The sequence below is a fragment of the Stenotrophomonas sp. GD03877 genome (genome assembly GCF_029840555.1).
In the GTDB taxonomy this organism is placed as follows: Bacteria; Pseudomonadota; Gammaproteobacteria; order Xanthomonadales; family Xanthomonadaceae; genus Stenotrophomonas; species Stenotrophomonas geniculata.
This window is the reverse complement of record NZ_JAOCCT010000009.1, coordinates 67369-83904: the sequence shown is the minus strand read 5'-3', so window position 1 is coordinate 83904 and position 16536 is coordinate 67369. Positions and strand designations below refer to the sequence as shown.

Sequence of the window (16536 nt, the reverse complement as noted above, 5' to 3'; positions counted from 1 at the left end):
CTGAATCTCCAATGGACACCGATATTTAGGTGACATTTATGATTCAAGGGGCGCCGCTCCGCCGCCTCCCACCCCGCCATTCGCGCGCGCATGGCCCGGTACACTGGCCCGATGCTTTCACCGATTCCGACCCTGCAGGTCGCCCTGCCCGTCCCCCTGCCCCGCCTGTTCGACTACCTGTCGCCGGAGGGCGATGGCCCCACGGTTGCGGTCGGCTGCCGCCTGAAGGTGCCGTTCGGCAACCGCGAGCTGGTCGGGGTGGTGGTGGGGCACGGCCAGACCGACGACGGCCAGGGACTGCGCCAGGCGTTGGCCTGGTGCGACCCGCAGCCGCTGCTGCAGGGGGAGCTGTGGCAGAGCCTGCAATGGCTGGCGCGCTACACCCATGCACCACTGGGCGAGGTGCTGAGCACCGCCCTGCCCGGCCCGCTGCGCCATGGCGACGCCCTGCCTGACACCCATCACTGGGGCTGGCAGCTGACCCCCGAAGGCCATGCCCAGCGCGGGAAGCTGCGCGCCGGCAGCCGCCCGCGACAGTTGGCTGAACTGCTGGCCGAGGCCGTGGTGGATGAGGATGTACTGGGCGAACGCATGGAGGACTGGCGGACCGCCGCGCGCAGCCTGGCCAAGCGTGCGCTGGCCGAGCGCGTGGCGATGACGGTGGCACCGCAGCATGCGCAGCCGCTGCCCGGCCCCACCCTCAACCCGGACCAGGCCGAAGCCGTGGCCGCGATCAACGCCGCCGAAGGCTTCCAGCCCTTCCTGCTGGATGGCGTGACCGGCAGCGGCAAGACCGAGGTTTACCTGCAGGCCATCATCCACTGCCTGGCGCAAGGCAGGCAGGCGCTGGTGCTGGTGCCGGAAATCGGCCTGACCCCGCAGACCCTGGCACGCTTCCGCGGCCGCCTCGGCATCGCCGTGCATGCACTGCATTCGGGGTTGAACGACAACGAGCGCGCGCGCGTCTGGGCTGCGGCTTCGCGTGGCGAGGCACGGGTCATCGTCGGCACCCGCTCGGCGGTGTTCACGCCATTGCCGCAGGCCGGGCTGCTGATCATCGACGAGGAACACGACGGCAGCTACAAGCAGCAGGACGGCATCCGCTATCACGCGCGCGATTTCGCTCTGGTGCGCGCCAAGGCACTGGGCATTCCGGTGCTGCTCGGCAGTGCCACCCCTTCGCTGGAAACCCTGCACAACGCCTATGCCGGGCGCTACACCCACCTGCGCCTGAAGCAGCGTGCCGGTGATGCGCGGCCACCGCGCGTGCGCATCCTCGATGTGCGCAAGCGGCCGCTGCACGATGGCCTCTCGGCTGATGTGCTGGCCGGCATCGGCGAGCACCTGCAGCGCGGCCAGCAGGTGCTGGTGTTCAAGAACCGCCGTGGCTACGCGCCGGTGCTGCTGTGCCACGACTGCGGCTGGACCGCACCGTGCAACCGCTGCGATGCGCCGATGACCGTGCATGGCGGCGGCCGTCGCCTGCAGTGCCATCACTGTGGCGCGCGGCAACCGGCACCGCTGGCATGCCCCGCGTGCGGCAGCCTGGCGCTGCAACCGCAGGGCATCGGTACCGAACGCCTGGAAGAGCATCTCACCGCGGCCTTCGCCGACGTCCCTGTGGTGCGCATCGACCGCGGCACCACCTCACGCCGCGATGCCCTGGAACAACAGCTGGCGAAACTGGGCGACCAGCCCGGCATCCTGGTCGGCACGCAGATCCTGGCCAAGGGCCACGACCTGCCCAAGCTGACCCTGGTGGTGGTGGTCGGCATCGACGAGGGCCTGTTCTCGGCCGATTTCCGCGCCAGCGAGAAGCTGGCGCAGCAGCTGATCCAGGTAGCCGGCCGCGCCGGACGTGCACGTGACCCCGGCGAAGTCTGGCTGCAGACCCATCACCCCGGGCACCCGTTGCTGGAAACCCTGGTGAGTGGTGGCTACCACCCGTTCGCGCAGGCCGAGTTGAACCAGCGACAGGCCGCCGGATTCCCGCCGTTCGCGCATCTGGCGCTGATGCGCGCCGAGGCGCAGCAGGTGGAGCATGCCAATGCATTCCTGCTGGCAGCGCGTCAGCTGCTGGGCGAGCAGAACGTGGTGGAGGCGTATGGGCCGATGCCGGCGCCGATGCCGCGGCGGGCCGGTTACCAGCGCACGCAACTGCTGCTGTCTGCCGTGCAGCGGCCGCCATTGCACGGTGTGCTCGGGCAACTGGTTCCGCAGCTGTATGCGCTGCCGGAAGCACGCAAAGTGCGCTGGTCGCTGGATGTGGATCCGACGGACCTGTATTGATCCGGTAGGTGCTGCCGGGCACGGCTCGGCACTACGGTAGAGCCGAGCCATGCTCGGCTGCTTCTCTTTCCAGGAAAAGACCCGGCCCCGCTTACGTCAGCGGCGACATCACGCCGCGCTGGTAGGCCGGCCGCTCGCGCAGGCGGGCATACCAGTCGGCCAGGTGCGGCAGTTCCGGGCGCTGGATCGGCAGTTCGAACCAGGCATAGATCAGCGAGCCCAGCGGGATGTCACCCATCGCGAATTTCTCACCCGACAGCCACGGCTGTTTGGCCAGCGTGGCATCGGCCATCGCCAGGTAGTCACCGGCACGCACGATGGCGGCATTGATGCGCGATTCGTCACGGTCGGCCGGGGCGGTGCGCATGATGCCCCAGATCAGATCGGTGTACAGCGGCGCCATCCGCGAGGTGCTCCAGTCCATCCACTTCTCGGCCTGGGCACGCTCCATCGGGTCTTCGGCGTACAGGGTGCCCAGCGCGTAGCGGGCGCTCAGGTAGCGCACGATGGCGTTCGATTCCCACAGCGGCAGGCCGTGGTCTTCGATCACCGGCACCAGGCTGTTGGGATTCATCGCCTGGTACTCCGGCGTCTGCGTGCCGCCGTGGCTGCCACCGACTTCGATGGATTCATACGGCAGGCCGATCTCCTCGGCGCACCACAGCACCTTGCGGACGTTACTGGAATTGCGGCGGCCCCAGATCTTCAACATGCGGGTTTTTTCCTTGCTGGCAATGCGAGCGGCAACGATACGCCTGATCGGGTGGGGTGTGTGCGCGCCGCATGCCGGATCTGGCATCCGGGCGTTGCCGGCCAGCGGCCGGCACTACCTGTTCTTCTTCGGCAACGCGCGCACGTAGGACGACTTGCCGTCCTTCTTCAGCTCGAACAACCCGATCGCTGCCAGCAGATCACTGAGCTTGCCGTAACCGTAGTTGCGCGGATCGAACGAAGCCTGGTTGCCGATCTGGCTGCCAACCGGGCCCAGGTGCGACCAGCCGTCCTCACCTTCGGCCGCCGAAACCGCGCGACGCAGCATCTTCACCAGCCGCGTATCGCTGCGCATTTCCGCACCGCTCTTGCGCGGGCGGGCATCGTCGTTGGCCACCGGCTCGTTCGAGGCCTGTTCGCTGGAGGCCTGTTCGGTATCCGGCACGCTGGCATGGGTCTGGCCCAGCGCTTCCAGATAGGTGAACTTCGAGCACGCGTTGACGAATGGCTCGGGCGTCTTCTTCTCGCCGAAGCCATACACCTTCACGCCGTCGGTCAGCAGGCGCATCACCATCGGAGTGAAATCGGCATCACTGGAGACGATGGCGAAACCATCCAGATTGCGCGCGTACAGCAGATCCATGGCGTCGATCACCATCGCCATGTCCGAGGCATTCTTGCCCTTGCTGTAGGCGAACTGCTGGATCGGACGGATCGCGTACTCGTGCAGCACCGCCTCCCAGCCCTTCAACCGCGGACTCTTCCAGTTGCCATAGGCGCGGCGTACGTTGGCCACACCGTAGCGGGCGACTTCGGCCAGGACCTCGTCGATCTTCGAGGCCGGCGCGTTGTCGGCGTCGATCAACAGGGCGATGCGCTTTTCCGGTTCGCTCATGGGCTCCTCACGGGCCGTTGCCTGAACCCGAGTATCGCCGATCCACGCGGGCGCTGACGTGACAGGGGGCCATCATGCGAAGATGCCAGGCGCTTCCCCCAATGCCCCCACTGGAGTGAGTCGATGAGTCGCGAGCGCGTTCCCCACCTGGTTGTTGTCGGCGGCGGTTTTGCCGGTCTCTGGGCCACCCGTGCCCTGGCCCGCGAGCGCATACGCATCACCCTGGTCGACCGCCGCAACCATCACCTCTTCCAGCCGCTGCTGTACCAAGTGGCAACCGCCGGCCTGTCCGCCCCGGATATCGCCGCACCGCTGCGCCACATCCTCGGACACCAGCGCAATGTGGAAGTCCGCCTCGGCGAAGTGGTGGCCATCGACAAGCAGGCCCGGCAGATCCGCATGGCCGATGGCAGCACGCTGGACTACGACAACCTGCTGCTGGCCACCGGCGCCACCCACGCCTACTTCGGCAACGACCAATGGGCCGATGATGCGCCCGGCCTGAAGACGCTGGACGATGCCATCGCGCTGCGCCGCAAGCTGCTGCTGGCCTTCGAGCGCGCCGAGGCAGAACCGGACCCGGCGAAGAAGGCCGCATGGTTGAGCTTCGCCGTGGTTGGCGGTGGACCTACCGGCGTCGAACTGGCCGGCACCCTGGCCGAGATCGCGCGCCATACCCTGCGCAACGAGTTCCGCCACATCGACCCGGCCAGCGCCAAGGTGCGGCTGGTCGAGGCCGGGCCGCGCGTACTGTCCTCGTTCCCGGAAGTGCTTTCGCTGAAGGCGCGCCGGCAGCTGGAAAAGCTGGGCGTGGAAGTGCTGACCGGCACCACGGTGAGCGACATCGACAGCCAGGGCTTCAAGCTCGGCGATCAGTTCGTGCCCGCGCGCACCGTGGTATGGGCCGCCGGTGTGGCCGCTTCACCACTGGCGCGCACGCTGGAGGTGCCGCTGGACCGCGCCGGGCGCGTGCAGGTGCAACCCGACCTCACCCTGCCTGGCCACCCGGAACTGTTCGTGGCTGGCGATCTGGCCGCATTGAACCAGGCCAACGGCAAGCCGGTGCCTGGCGTGGCGCCCGCCGCCAAGCAGATGGGCAAGTACGTGGCCGAGGTGATCCGCGAACGCCTGCACGGCAAGCCCGAACCCGGCCCGTTCAAGTACGCCGACTTCGGCAACCTGGCCACCATCGGCCGCATGGCCGCGATCGTGCACCTGGGCCGACTGCAGCTGTCGGGCATCCTGGCCTGGTGGTTCTGGCTGGCCGCGCACGTGTTCTTCCTGATCGGCTTCCGCAACCGCATCGTGGTGCTGCTGAACTGGGCCGTGGCGTACTGGAGCTACCAGCGCAGCGCGCGCATCATCTTCGGTGATGACCAGGACGACCGGCGACCGAAGCGCTAGGGCCGCACGCATGCTCCTGTAGCGCCGAGCCATGCTCGGCTGCACTTCGCGCGGATTGCAGAAGCCGAGCATGGGCTCGGCTCTACGGCGCCTTCGGCTTCGGGTACCACAGCGCATTGACGATGACCCAGCGCTGGTCGAAGCGGCCCATGTGGAAGTAGTCGACGAACCACGGCGTTTCCAGCCGTACCGAGGCCGCGTTGCCGATCACGTCCAGCACCGTGCAGCGGCGGTCCCACTGATCCTTCGGCGTTTTCAGCGCGCCCTGCTTCGTCAGCGCGACCAGTTCTTCCTTCGACATCCGGCGCAGGCCCAGCCGTTCGTCGGGTGTATCGCCGAGTACCGCGCGCTTGGCCAGGTCCGGGTGCAGGGAGCGGGCGACGCGCTGCGGGTCGGCCTCCAGCTGGCCATCGACGTAATCGTGGCAGGTGGCTTCGATGGCCGCGAGGGTGGCCGGATCGGCGGCGGGGCTCGTTGCTGCGGAGAGAGCGAACAGCAGGGCGATCGTGGACATCCGGGTCTCCAGCGCTGAGGGCTGGGCGATCATGGCATGTGCAAGCCGCATCCACGCATGGCGTGGATCTACTGTAGAGCCGGGCCCATGCTCGGCTTCACCATCAGGCAGCAGTAACAACAGCCGAGCGTGGGCTCGGCTCTACAGAAGCGCAGGATCCGGTGCCTGCAGCCAGGCCAGCTTGCGTTCGCGCGGCTGCTGCTTGAGCTGCCATTCGGCCCGTGACGCGGCGGCCCGGTCCGGGTACTTGCGCACGGCCAGCACGCGCAGCGGTGGCCGCGCCCGGGTGTAGCGCGCGCCCTTGCCGGCCTGGTGGGCGGCGAAACGCGCGTCAACGTCGGTGCTGATACCTGCGTAATAGCTGCCATCCCGGCATTCGAGCAGGTACAGGAACCACGGGCGGAGGGACGGGGCCATGCCTGGATTATGCCGTGCTGCACTGCAGCGGATATACTGGCGGCCGAATGCAGGAGAGAGGCGCCGCGCTGGCGCCCGCCGAAGGCGCAGGCTCCCATGATCGCTCAGGCCGGTGGGCTGGAATCCCACCAACCATGCATTCGACTCGCCGAGCTGGAGAGAGGTCACCGGGCACGCCCGGGACGATCCGCCGAAGGGGCACGCGGCCCATGCCGCTGAACTCTCAGGCAAAAGGACAGCGGGAGCGGCACCGGTCATCGTCATCCCGTCATTGCGCAGGCAGTGGCGGTATAGGCGCATGGCCGGCCCCACCGCGCCCGGAGCCTGTCCCATGCTGCTGTCCATCATCTACCTGATCGCCATTTCCGCCGAAGCCATGACCGGCGCGCTGTCCGCCGGCCGCCGCCGCATGGACCTGTTCGGCGTGGTCATGATCGCCTGCGTCACCGCACTCGGTGGCGGTTCGCTGCGCGACATCCTGCTCGGCCACTACCCGCTGGGCTGGGTGAAGCATCCCGAGTACCTGGGCTTCACCGTATGCGCGGCGCTGATCGCCACCTGGGTGGCGCGCTGGATGCACCACTTCCGTCGCACCTTCCTGGTACTCGATGGTCTGGGCCTGATCGCCTTCACCCTGATCGGCTGCTCGATCGCGCGCGAAGCCGGCCATGCGATGCCGATCGTGCTGATCGCCGGCATGCTGACCGGCGCGTTCGGCGGCGTGCTGCGCGACATCCTCTGCAACGAGGTGCCGCTGATCTTCCAGAAGGAGCTGTACGCGATCATCGCGCTGCTGACCGGCGCGGCCTACCTGTTGCTGCTGCACTGGGGCGTGGCCGACGCCACCGCGATCCTGTGCTGCCTCGGCGGCGGCTTCGCGCTGCGCCTGCTGGCGATCCACTACCGCTGGGAAATGCCGAAATTCGTCTATCACGACGAAGTGCATTGAACGATGGCGTGTTCGCCGGGCATGGCCCGGCGCTACAGAAGAGCGGTATCCACGCATGGCGTAGATCTAGAGCACGAACTTCATGGGGCTGCCCCCCGCGCGTATCCGCTCTGGATAGTCAGCCGACGGATACCGTTGGCGTCCGCATCCCCAATCGCCGTCGGAATCGTCGGCTTCCAGCAACACAGGATCGATCCATTCGCACAAGTAGTCGCTATCAGACCGTCTTTCGAAGCCTGGACAGTTCACTTTGCCCTCCACGTCAATGGAGTTGTGGGTGCTGCCGAGGTAGCTAGCGGTCAGGTGCCCCGCCACTTGTGTGTAGGTGCCGGTCTCGAGGAAGGTCTGAACAGTGATGTTGCCACCTACGGACAGAATCCCATCATTGAGTGAGCACGCGTACAGATGATCGCATTCCAGCTCATCACGCACGAACACCCAACCACCACAGTCGAGATTCCGGGCCCTGAGGCTCCCCAGTACGATCACGCAGAGCGTCTCGCTCAGATCGTTCAGTATCAGCGTGCCGTCTGCGATCAGATCACCATCGACAATCACGCAGTCGGTCTCGCAGTCGGATTTCCAGTCGCCACCTAGCGTTGTCGCAGGCACTACTTTGAATGAAGGCTCGTAGTCATCGGGCGCGGGCTCGGGAGATGCCGCGATCACCGCCCGGGCCTTCAGCGCAGGCCGCAGCAGCCCCTGGTCCCCTTCGCTGCTGTGGATCCTGATTCTTTCATCAAGATCCGCCAGTAGGCGCGCCTTCTCGAGGGACGGCTCAAACCAGTCTTCGATGACAGATACGGCATCTTCAGCGATTCGCCCGCCTTTCAAGCTCACGAGCGCCTTGGCAGCTTCACCGGAAATCGACCGACAAGCTGAATCCAGAAAGTTGTCATCCGGGAAAACACGCATCGGCGGGGTCCAGTCAGGCGAGGAACCCCATCTTCGGCCGAAATCGCAGGAGGACTCCATACAACTCTTCCGAAATCCTGCCGTGTGGCTCGCTGATATCCACGCATGGCGTGGATCTACGTCTCACACCACCCCGGCGATGTACCTGGCGCTGTCGCTCATGCGCAGCGCCAGGCGCATCGCCGGTGCAGATGGGCCGGTCTCCAACTCCGACCGGCCCTGATCGCGGCCGCACCCCCGCAGGCGCTGGCCACCATCCACACACGTGCCGCACTCAAGCGGCTTCGGACACCTTTACGTCGCGACGGGCACGCACGGCCGCGGCCAGTCGCTCCAGCACCGTCACGGTGGTGTCCCAGTCGATGCAGCCATCGGTGATGCTCTGCCCGTAGACCAGCGGCTGGCCTTCCACCAGTTCCTGGCGGCCACCGACCAGATGGCTCTCGATCATCACGCCAACGATGCGCTGTTCGCCGTCTTCCAGCTGAACGGCGATGTCGTCGATCACCTTCGGCTGGTTCTCCGGGTTCTTCAGGCTGTTGGCATGGCTGGCGTCGATCATCAGGCGCGCCGGCAGCTTGGCCTTGGCCAACACCTGGCAGGCCTCGGCAACACTGCCTGCGTCGTAGTTCGGCTGCTTGCCGCCGCGCAGGATCACATGGCAATCCGGGTTGCCGGTGGTCGACACGATGGCGGTGCCGCCCTGCTTGGTGACCGACAGGAAGTGATGCGGATTGGACGCCGCACCCACCGCGTCAGCGGCGATCTTCACGTTGCCATCGGTGCCGTTCTTGAAACCGACCGGGCACGACAGCCCCGAGGCCAGCTCGCGATGCACCTGGCTTTCAGTGGTGCGTGCGCCGATCGCGCCCCATGCCACCAGGTCGGCGATGTACTGCGGCGAAATCACGTCGAGGAACTCGACACCGGCCGGCAGGCCCAGCTTGTTGATGTCGCGCAGCAGGCCGCGTGCGATGCGCAGGCCCTTGTCGATCTTGAAGCTGCCATCCAGGTCCGGATCGTTGATCAGGCCTTTCCAGCCCACCGTGGTGCGCGGCTTCTCGAAGTACACGCGCATGACGATTTCCAGTTCGCCGGCCAGCGCGTCACGCAGCGGCTTCAGGCGCTGGGCGTATTCGATGGCGGCCTTCGGGTCGTGGATCGAGCACGGGCCGACCACCACTGCCAGGCGGTCGTCGCGGCCATGCAGGATCTGGTGCAGGGCCGCGCGCGAGGCGCTGACGGTGTCGGAGGCTTCATCGTCACAGGGCAGCATCGCCAGCAGCTGGGCAGGCGGTGTCAGCGGTTCGATGGTGCGGATACGCAGGTCGTCGGTGTGCGGGGGCATTGCGGGAGATCTCCGGAACGTTGGGGGTCCCCAGCGTGGCGGCATGAAAAAAGCCGCCAGGTTCGCTGGCGGCTTTCGGGAATGCGTCTGAAGCTTTCTTCAGGGTGAGCGCAGTCCTTCCTCCGCCAGTGGCTTCGGAAAGTAATACCAGTAAAAGCTGGTGGGGGCTGCGTTCATGGGATCTATTGATAGCACAGCTTTTGCGCAGTGCAAAATGTTTCATCCGCAACTGGGGACGCGGTTCAGCGAGGTGCGCGCCGGCCCGGCCTACGCGGCGGCAACCACGCAAAGTTGCTCATTTGCCATGCACTTCCACGTCCAGCAGCAGGCCTTCATGGATGTCGGCCCAGCGTTCCAGCACGCGATCCAGTTCCTGCCGGGCCTCGTCCAGCTGCTCGGGGTTGAGCAGGGAACGCGCGGCGTAGAGGTCGGAAACCAACCGCCGCAGGGCCGATTCCTGGATGGCCACCGACGGCCCCTCCAGCCCCGGCAACTGCAACGCCGGGCTGTCGCCAAGAGGGCCGAACAGCGTGACCTGGAGCGTGCTCTGCATGATCGACTTCCCTGCGGATGGACATGGGCAATGTCCTGTTTACCGCGTCCGGGTGACAGGCGCATGTGCCACCCATGCCGAGGGCCGGGATCTGCCGGCGTCTGCCGCCCCGCTACAAGGCGGCCAGGTCGGCCAGGTGCTGGGCCATGCTGTCCATCGCGCCTACCGCATGGGTGGTGGTGAAGTACTCATGCCAGCCGGTAGCGGCAATGCCAGCCACCAGCGCATCGACCTCCTCGCGGCTCGCGCAGCGCCAGACCGCATAGAACTGTTCATCGCTGCTGTGCGGTACGTCCCTGGCAATGCGGCCCATCGCCAGCGGCGTGATGCGGGCTGGATCGAACTGCTGCATGCCGGCGCCAATACGGGCGAAGAAGGCATTCCGCTGCTCGGGCGGCAGTGTGGTCCAGGCCGGCGTGGCGGTATAGAGCTCGATGAAGGTGTGCGACATGGTGGTTCTTCCTTGAGGTTGACGGGGTTGCGGGTTTGTCGGCCAGCATCCGGCACTACCGGAGCGAGCGCAGTGCGCGTTTGCGGATGTAGGCGTTGGCGTCGCTGTGGCGCTCGTGCTGCCAACGCGTGCACAGCACGCGCAGCCACTTCGGCTGAGTCTTGCCGGCATCATTGAGCCAGTTGCCGACCGAATCCTGCACGTAGCGTTCCGGGTCGTCAGCCAGTGCTTCCAGCATCGGCAATGCATGTTCAGGGTGCTGCTTGAACAGCGCGATATGTGTGGCCCAGACACCGCGCGGACGCAGTGCTTCGCAGGCGAAGCGGCGCAGGTACGGCGAAGTTTCCTGTGTCCACGGTTGCAGGTACTCAAGCGCCTGCATCGGCGCGGCAACGATGTCCGTGCGTAGCGCCAGCCACGCCCATTCGCGCACACCGAAGTGTGGATCGTCGGCCAGCGTGCGCATCTGCTGCAGCTTCTCTGCCAACGTCCCGCGGGCATCGCTGCCGATCAGGTAGCAGGCCCAGCCGCGCACGGTGTCGGACGCATGGTCCTGCCATTGCACGGGATCGCCCTGCCCCGCCTCACGCAGCAGTTGCGCAGCCAAGGCCATGCGCAGTGTGATGCCCTTGCCTGAGGCATCCTGCATGCGTTGCAGCGCTTCCGGTGCAAGCGCAGGCGCCACCACCTGCAGCAGCGCGGCGAAATCCACCGCCAGGCATTCGGCCAGATGGGTGGTGGGGGCATGGCCGGTGTTGAGTGCATGCAGCCGTTGCGCCGCGATCGCCGGGCTCATGCTGCACGTTCTCGTCCAGCATCGGTGTGCTGCCAGACCTTGTGCAGCAACTGCGACAGCTGTTGCTGTTCATCCGTATCCAACCCATTGAACAGGCCACCGATCCATTGCGTGTGCTGCTCGAACAACGTCCCAGCCAGGCGCGTTCCCTGCGCAGTCAACACGATCTGGAGGCGACGGCCATCTTCGGCATCGCTGCGCCGCTGCAGCAGGCCTTCGCGTTGCAGGCCATCGAGCAGGCCGCTGATGGTGGCGCGGGTCACGCCGGCGCGCTCGGCCAGTTCGTGCGGGGGCAACGTGCCGCCGGCGCCATGCAGCAGGAACAGCACGATGAAGCGGGCTTCACTGAGCCCGTGCGGTGCGAGACGGGTGGCGCAGTCGCGGTCGATGGCGGTGGACAGGGAAAGCAGCTGGAAGCACAGTCGCAGCTGCGCGATGTTGGCTTGCCCGCGTCGCTGCGCCTCATCCATCAGGGCATGGTGCTTGGGTTCGATCATCCTATGAAAGACGCATGATTAGTCGCCTAATCATAAATCGGGACATCTGATCCAGGCAAGCCGGGAAGGCGTTTCAGCAAGCGCTTCCCAGCAGCAGGCGCGCGATCAGTCCACCACCCTCCCGGTGCAGCAGCTGCAGTTCGCCCGCATGCCGCCGCGCCACGTTGGCGGCGACCGCCAGGCCCAGCCCGGCCCCACCCGTGGCGCGGCTGCGTGAGCTCTCGCTGCGCTGGAAGGGCTGCAGCAGGCGGGTGCGGTCGGCCTCATCGATGCCTGGACCGCGATCCATCACGTCAAGGTGCGCCACGTTGCCGCACACGGCTGCCCGCAGTTGTACCGCCCCCGCGTAGCGATCGGCGTTGTCGATGAGATTGTCGATCGCCCGTCGCAGCAGTAGCGCATCCCCCTGCCACCGCAACGTATCCGGCCCGTCGAAGGAGATGTCGATGCCCCGCAGCAGTGCGCTCTGCACGCACTCCTCCAGCAACACGGCCAGATCCAGCGGATGCATCTGCAAGGGCTGCAGCTCACCACGCGCGTAGTCGAGAACCTGCTCGATCATCGCGTCCATGCGCTCGATGTCGGCCACCATCCGCGCCGCCTGTTGCGGTGGCGCGAACTCCGCACGCAGGCGCAGGCCGGTCAACGGTGTGCGCAGATCATGCGCGACGGCGGCCAGCATGCGGGTCATCTCCTGCGCCTGTTCGTGCAGCCGCTCGCGCCCGGCACTGATCGCGCGGGCCAGAACCTGCACCTCGCACGGACCATCGTCCGGAAGCGGTGTACTGGCCTGCAGGTCCACGTTGGCGCTGGCCTCGGCCAGCCGCCGCAGGGGCCGGCCGAGGCGGATTGACGCCCATGCCGCCAGTGGTGCCAGCAGCACGGTTCCTGCCACCAGCGCCAGCACGACCTGCCGGCGCCATGCCGCCAGATCGCTGTGGTCGCTGCCCACCACCTGCCACCGACCATCTGCCTGGCGCACTGCCAGTTCGAACGGCGTCCACTGCATTGCGGTCAGCACCGCGACCTGTGCCTGCAACGCGTCCGCGCGCGCTTTGGCGTCAAGCACGGCCCCGCCTTCGATGACCTGCACCTCCGGCGCCTTGCTCCGCCTGCCCCAGACCAGCTTCACATGCTCCAGCGGCTGGCGCAGCTGCGCGGCAACCAGGTGGGTGAGCCAGTCATTGCTGGTGCCCTCCGGCGCAGACGCGCGGGTTTCGAGATGCAGGCCCAGCGCCGCGGCCGACCGTTCACCGCGCAATACCTGAATGGCTTGGTCCAGGCGCATCGGCGGCGGTGGCGGCCGCGGCATCCAGCCGACCACCGCCACACTGACCAAGGTGGCCAGCACCAGGCTTGCCAGCGCCAGCATCGCGATCCAGCGCGCGGTGGACCAGCGCGCCCTCACAGCACCTGCACCTCAGCGTCGAAGCGATAGCCTTCGCCGCGCAGCGTCTGTACCAGTGCCTCGGCACCCGGTGCGGCGTGGCCCAGCTTGCGTCGAAGGCGACTGATCGCCAGATCAACGGCGCGGTCGACGCTCTCGCTGTCCTCACCGCGGGTCAGGGACATCAGCTGCTCGCGCCCCAACACGCGCCCGGCGCGCTCGGCCAGCGCCAGCAGCAGAGCGAACTCGCCGCGGCTGAGCGCCAGTTCGCTGCCATCGGGTGCAAGCAGGCGGCGCTGATCGGGCAGCAATCGCCAGCCGGAAAAGCGCAGCTCGCTGGCCACCTGGGTACGCAGCTTGTCCTGGCGGCGTAGCAGGGCGCGGACCCGCGCCAGCAGTTCGCGTGGGTCGAAGGGCTTGGCCAGATAGTCATCGGCTCCCATTTCCAGACCGATCACCCGGTCCGGTGCTGTTCCCATCGCCGACAGCATCAGGATGGGGATGGCCCGCGCCTGTAGCCGGCGGCACACCGACAGGCCGTCCTCGCCGGGCATCATCCAGTCGAGCACGATCAGGTCCGGACGTTCGACTTGCAGCAGCACATCCAGCGCCGCCGCGTCGGCAGCCACTCGCACGTGGTAGCCATGCAGCAGCAGGCAGTCGGCAATGGCATCACGGATGCTGGCATCGTCATCGACAACGATGACCCGGGCGGGAGTGTTCATGCGGCCAGTATCGTGCAGGCGTGTATCAGGACGGTATCAACACCGATGTTCCGGTGATACGCCGCTGCGCGCCAATGGACCTCCGCATTCACTCTGGAGTTTCCTGTGCGCCTCACCTTGCTGCCCCTGTTTGCTGCCGCCTTCCCCACGCTGGCCGCCGACACCCCCGAACATGTGCTGCCGATGTGGATGCAGGGCGGCCACCCGACGGTAGCGCTCTCGCTGGATGGTCAAGCCGAGCCGCTGCGCTTCGTGGTCGACAGTGCAGCCGGGGCCACGCTCATCGATGGGCGTGTGGCACGCCGCTACGGCCTGGTCGATGGAAAGGCCGACGTTTCCACTGCCCAAGGCGCCAGTGCCTCGGGGGCACAGCTGAGGCGCACGCGCACTACCACCTGGCAGCTGGGTAGCTGGCAGCTGCGGGCCAGCGCACTGCAGGCTGATCTGGGGTCACTGTCCGGGGGCGACGACCCTGCCATCGACGGCCTCGTCGGCAACGACCTGACCGCGCGCTGGGACACCCGCTGGGACTTCGCTCGAGGTGAGCTATCGCTGTCGAGGACCGGCACTCTCCGCTTCGACGATGACAGCTGCCAGGCCAACGCGCTGCAGGACCGCACTGAAGGCCTGCGCGATTTTGGATTCATCACCCTCACCTTGGACGGAACGAACGTCGCCGCTGTTGCCGTGGTCGATACCGGCGCGGCGCAGACCGTACTCAACAATGCCGCCGCGCACGCGCTCGGGTTGCGTACTGATGGAAGCGATCCCCGCCTGCGCAAGCGAAGCAAGGGCACCGAAGGCCTCGGCGGCAAGCCGCACCCGACCTGGCTGTACACCCTGCCCGGCATGCGCAGCACCGCCTGGCAGCACCCGGCCATGGAGGTCAGGATCAGCGAGCTGCCCGTGTTCAAGGCCATTGGCCTGGACACCCGCCCGGCTCTGATCCTTGGCGCCGATGCCATGCGTGGCGGCCAGGTCGACATCAGCACAGGTGCCGCGCGGATCTGCCTGCGCCGCCAAGCGGCCACGTGACCCTGGGGCCATGACGTGTGCGGCGGGCCGGCGTAGCATCGCGCCACGTCCCACCAGGAGGTTCACGCATGCGCCGTGCTGCCCTGTTGTTGCTGACGCTGTTCCCGCTGGCCGTGCTGGCCGCGCCGCCCCCGTTACCCACCCCGGCCCACATCGACGCCGAAGCCCAGCGCTTGATGCATGCCGCCCACGCGCGCGGCATGGCGCTGGCGGTGATAGATGGCGGCAGGGTGGTGCATGTGGCCGCCTACGGCGAGCGAAATGCCGCAGGCGAACCGCTGCGCACCGATACCGTGATGTACGCCGCGTCGCTGACCAAGATGGCGTTCGGCCATCTGGTCGCACAGTTGGCGCAGGACCGGAGGATCGAGCTGGATGCCAGCATTGCTGCGGCGCTGGACACGCCCCTGCCGGACTATCCACCGGAACCGAAGAAGTACGCCGACTACAGCGTGCTGGCCGGCGATGCCCGCTGGCGCCAGCTCACCCCACGCCTGCTGCTCAACCATTCCAGTGGCTTTGCCAACTTCGGCTTCCTGGAGCCCGATGGGCGCCTGAAGTTCCACTTTGATCCGGGTAGTCGATATGGGTATTCCGGAGAGGGACTGATCCTGCTGCAGTTCGTGATCGAACGCGGGCGGCTGGGCGAGGATGTGGGCGCGTTGATGCAGCAGCGGGTGTTCGACCGCTTCGGCATGACCCGCACCAGCATGATGTGGCGCGAGGATTTCGCCGCCAACCTGGCCGATGGCTGGACGGCGGAAGGTGTGGCCGAACCGCATGATGAGCGCAGCCGCGTACGTGCGGCAGGGTCCATGGATACCACCATTGCCGACATGGCCCGCTTCGCCGCCGGTTACGTGCGTGGCGACGGGCTATCCGCACCGATGCGCAGGGAGCTGGTGCGGCCGCAGCTGCCCATCACCACGGCCAGCCAGTTCCCCACCCTGCAACCGGAGTTGCCGAAGGCGCAGCAACGCAAGGACCTGGCGGCAGGTCTGGGCGTGGTGACGTTTCTCGGCCCGCAGGGCGCAGGCTTCTACAAGGGCGGCCACGACGATGCAGTGGGCAACACGCTGGTATGCGTGGAGCAGCACCAGCGCTGCGTGGTGATTCTGGGCAACGATGTGCGGGCAGAGGCGGCCTTCCCGGCCCTGGTAGCGTTTGTGCTGGGCGACACCGGCGTGCCGTGGCAGTGGGAGTACGGCGCGGCGAAGGCGTTCGTCAGATGATCGAAGCGTTGCCGTTGCACACAGGTCCCGCAGTCGTGCAGCATGCAGACACGGACGCAATGCAGGAGACAGGATGAATCGCCCAGAGATCGATGCCATTGCCGAAGCGGTGTTGCAGCCGGATGCACGGCGCCTGCGCATCGCCGCACGCCATCGCCAGGCTGAACATCGGCAGCGGCGGCAGCGGGTGGGCGCCGGCGCCAGCCTGATCGGCATGGCGGCGGGCCTGCTGCTTGCGCCGATCACGGAGCTGCCGTGGGTACAGGGCATGATCGCGGGTGGCGCGCTGGCCCTGCTGGCGGCCCACCTGTGGCTGCAGCGGCGCGAGGGCCGCGCGTAGATACCCGCCTGGGAGCGGTATCCACGCATGGCGTGGATCTGATTCGATTCCGACCGGCCCCAAAAAAAAACCCCGCCT

At 67.0% G+C, this 16536-nt stretch carries 18 protein-coding genes and 2 riboswitches; of the genes, 6 read left to right on the top strand and 12 right to left on the bottom strand.

Annotated elements, in window-relative coordinates:
• Positions 1–111: 111 nt before the first annotated feature.
• A complete protein-coding gene (locus N5D20_RS09220; protein ID WP_197578607.1) occupies positions 112–2289 on the top strand; it encodes a primosomal protein N' in 2178 nt (725 codons plus the stop codon).
• 91 nt (positions 2290–2380) lie between these two features.
• On the opposite strand, the gene N5D20_RS09215 is transcribed toward N5D20_RS09220, so the two are convergent.
• Positions 2381–3001 (bottom strand): glutathione S-transferase, encoded by a 621-nt coding sequence (locus N5D20_RS09215; RefSeq protein ID WP_010481150.1) that lies wholly within the window; start codon positions 2999–3001, stop codon positions 2381–2383.
• Between the two features lie 114 nt (positions 3002–3115).
• The gene (locus tag N5D20_RS09210; RefSeq protein ID WP_005411210.1) at positions 3116–3895 is read right to left on the bottom strand and encodes an NYN domain-containing protein; all 780 of its coding nucleotides are present in this window, start codon (positions 3893–3895) and stop codon (positions 3116–3118) included.
• A 123-nt stretch (positions 3896–4018) separates the two neighbouring features.
• Here N5D20_RS09210 and N5D20_RS09205 point away from each other — a divergent pair, with 123 nt between their 5' ends.
• Positions 4019–5299, top strand: a complete 1281-nt coding sequence (locus N5D20_RS09205) for an NAD(P)/FAD-dependent oxidoreductase (RefSeq protein ID WP_197578608.1) — start codon at positions 4019–4021, stop codon at positions 5297–5299.
• Between the two features lie 82 nt (positions 5300–5381).
• Here N5D20_RS09205 and N5D20_RS09200 read toward each other — a convergent pair whose 3' ends face one another.
• Both N5D20_RS09200 and N5D20_RS09195 read right to left on the bottom strand, forming a co-directional pair.
• Complete coding sequence (locus tag N5D20_RS09200) at positions 5382–5813, bottom strand: nuclear transport factor 2 family protein (RefSeq protein ID WP_197578609.1); 432 nt, start codon at positions 5811–5813, stop codon at positions 5382–5384.
• Positions 5814–5954: 141 nt separating this feature from the next.
• Complete coding sequence (locus N5D20_RS09195) at positions 5955–6230, bottom strand: GIY-YIG nuclease family protein (protein ID WP_057504203.1); 276 nt, start codon at positions 6228–6230, stop codon at positions 5955–5957.
• Positions 6231–6270: 40 nt separating this feature from the next.
• A riboswitch (glycine riboswitch) is annotated at positions 6271–6360 on the top strand.
• A gap of 13 nt (positions 6361–6373) precedes the next feature.
• A riboswitch (glycine riboswitch) is annotated at positions 6374–6477 on the top strand.
• An 84-nt stretch (positions 6478–6561) separates the two neighbouring features.
• On the opposite strand from N5D20_RS09195, the gene N5D20_RS09190 reads away from it, so the two are divergent.
• Complete coding sequence (locus N5D20_RS09190) at positions 6562–7179, top strand: trimeric intracellular cation channel family protein (RefSeq protein WP_005411215.1); 618 nt, start codon at positions 6562–6564, stop codon at positions 7177–7179.
• 66 nt (positions 7180–7245) lie between these two features.
• Here N5D20_RS09190 and N5D20_RS09185 read toward each other — a convergent pair whose 3' ends face one another.
• The 8 genes from N5D20_RS09185 to N5D20_RS09150 all read right to left on the bottom strand — a co-directional run bounded on the left by N5D20_RS09185 (position 7246) and on the right by N5D20_RS09150 (position 13851).
• A complete protein-coding gene (locus N5D20_RS09185) occupies positions 7246–8094 on the bottom strand; it encodes a hypothetical protein (RefSeq protein ID WP_197578610.1) in 849 nt (282 codons plus the stop codon).
• A gap of 274 nt (positions 8095–8368) precedes the next feature.
• On the bottom strand, positions 8369–9442 hold the full coding sequence (locus tag N5D20_RS09180) for a 3-deoxy-7-phosphoheptulonate synthase (RefSeq protein ID WP_049436870.1): 1074 nt from the start codon (positions 9440–9442) through the stop codon (positions 8369–8371).
• A 295-nt stretch (positions 9443–9737) separates the two neighbouring features.
• Positions 9738–9995, bottom strand: coding sequence for a hypothetical protein (locus tag N5D20_RS09175; protein ID WP_197578611.1), 258 nt, complete (start codon positions 9993–9995; stop codon positions 9738–9740).
• 112 nt (positions 9996–10107) lie between these two features.
• Positions 10108–10446 (bottom strand): DUF6616 family protein, encoded by a 339-nt coding sequence (locus N5D20_RS09170; protein ID WP_010481139.1) that lies wholly within the window; start codon positions 10444–10446, stop codon positions 10108–10110.
• Positions 10447–10501: 55 nt separating this feature from the next.
• A complete protein-coding gene (locus tag N5D20_RS09165) occupies positions 10502–11242 on the bottom strand; it encodes a DNA alkylation repair protein (RefSeq protein ID WP_049413050.1) in 741 nt (246 codons plus the stop codon).
• Positions 11239–11739 carry a MarR family transcriptional regulator gene (locus N5D20_RS09160; protein WP_049413049.1) on the bottom strand — a complete coding sequence of 167 codons (501 nt, stop codon included), beginning with the start codon at positions 11737–11739 and terminating at the stop codon, positions 11239–11241. The genes N5D20_RS09165 and N5D20_RS09160 overlap by 4 nt, the downstream gene beginning before the upstream one ends.
• 73 nt (positions 11740–11812) lie before the next feature.
• Entirely contained in the window at positions 11813–13111 is a 1299-nt protein-coding gene (locus tag N5D20_RS09155) for an ATP-binding protein (protein WP_049413048.1), read from the bottom strand.
• A 32-nt stretch (positions 13112–13143) separates the two neighbouring features.
• Positions 13144–13851, bottom strand: a complete 708-nt coding sequence (locus N5D20_RS09150) for a response regulator transcription factor (protein WP_049413046.1) — start codon at positions 13849–13851, stop codon at positions 13144–13146.
• A gap of 105 nt (positions 13852–13956) precedes the next feature.
• Between N5D20_RS09150 and N5D20_RS09145 the strand changes: the two genes are divergently transcribed.
• The 3 genes from N5D20_RS09145 (at position 13957) to N5D20_RS09135 (ending at position 16458) form a co-directional block, all read left to right on the top strand.
• Entirely contained in the window at positions 13957–14886 is a 930-nt protein-coding gene (locus tag N5D20_RS09145) for an aspartyl protease family protein (protein WP_049413044.1), read from the top strand.
• 68 nt (positions 14887–14954) lie between these two features.
• On the top strand, positions 14955–16118 hold the full coding sequence (locus N5D20_RS09140; RefSeq protein WP_049413043.1) for a serine hydrolase domain-containing protein: 1164 nt from the start codon (positions 14955–14957) through the stop codon (positions 16116–16118).
• 73 nt (positions 16119–16191) lie between these two features.
• Positions 16192–16458 (top strand): hypothetical protein, encoded by a 267-nt coding sequence (locus tag N5D20_RS09135; protein WP_279914305.1) that lies wholly within the window; start codon positions 16192–16194, stop codon positions 16456–16458.
• Positions 16459–16536 lie beyond the last annotated feature (78 nt).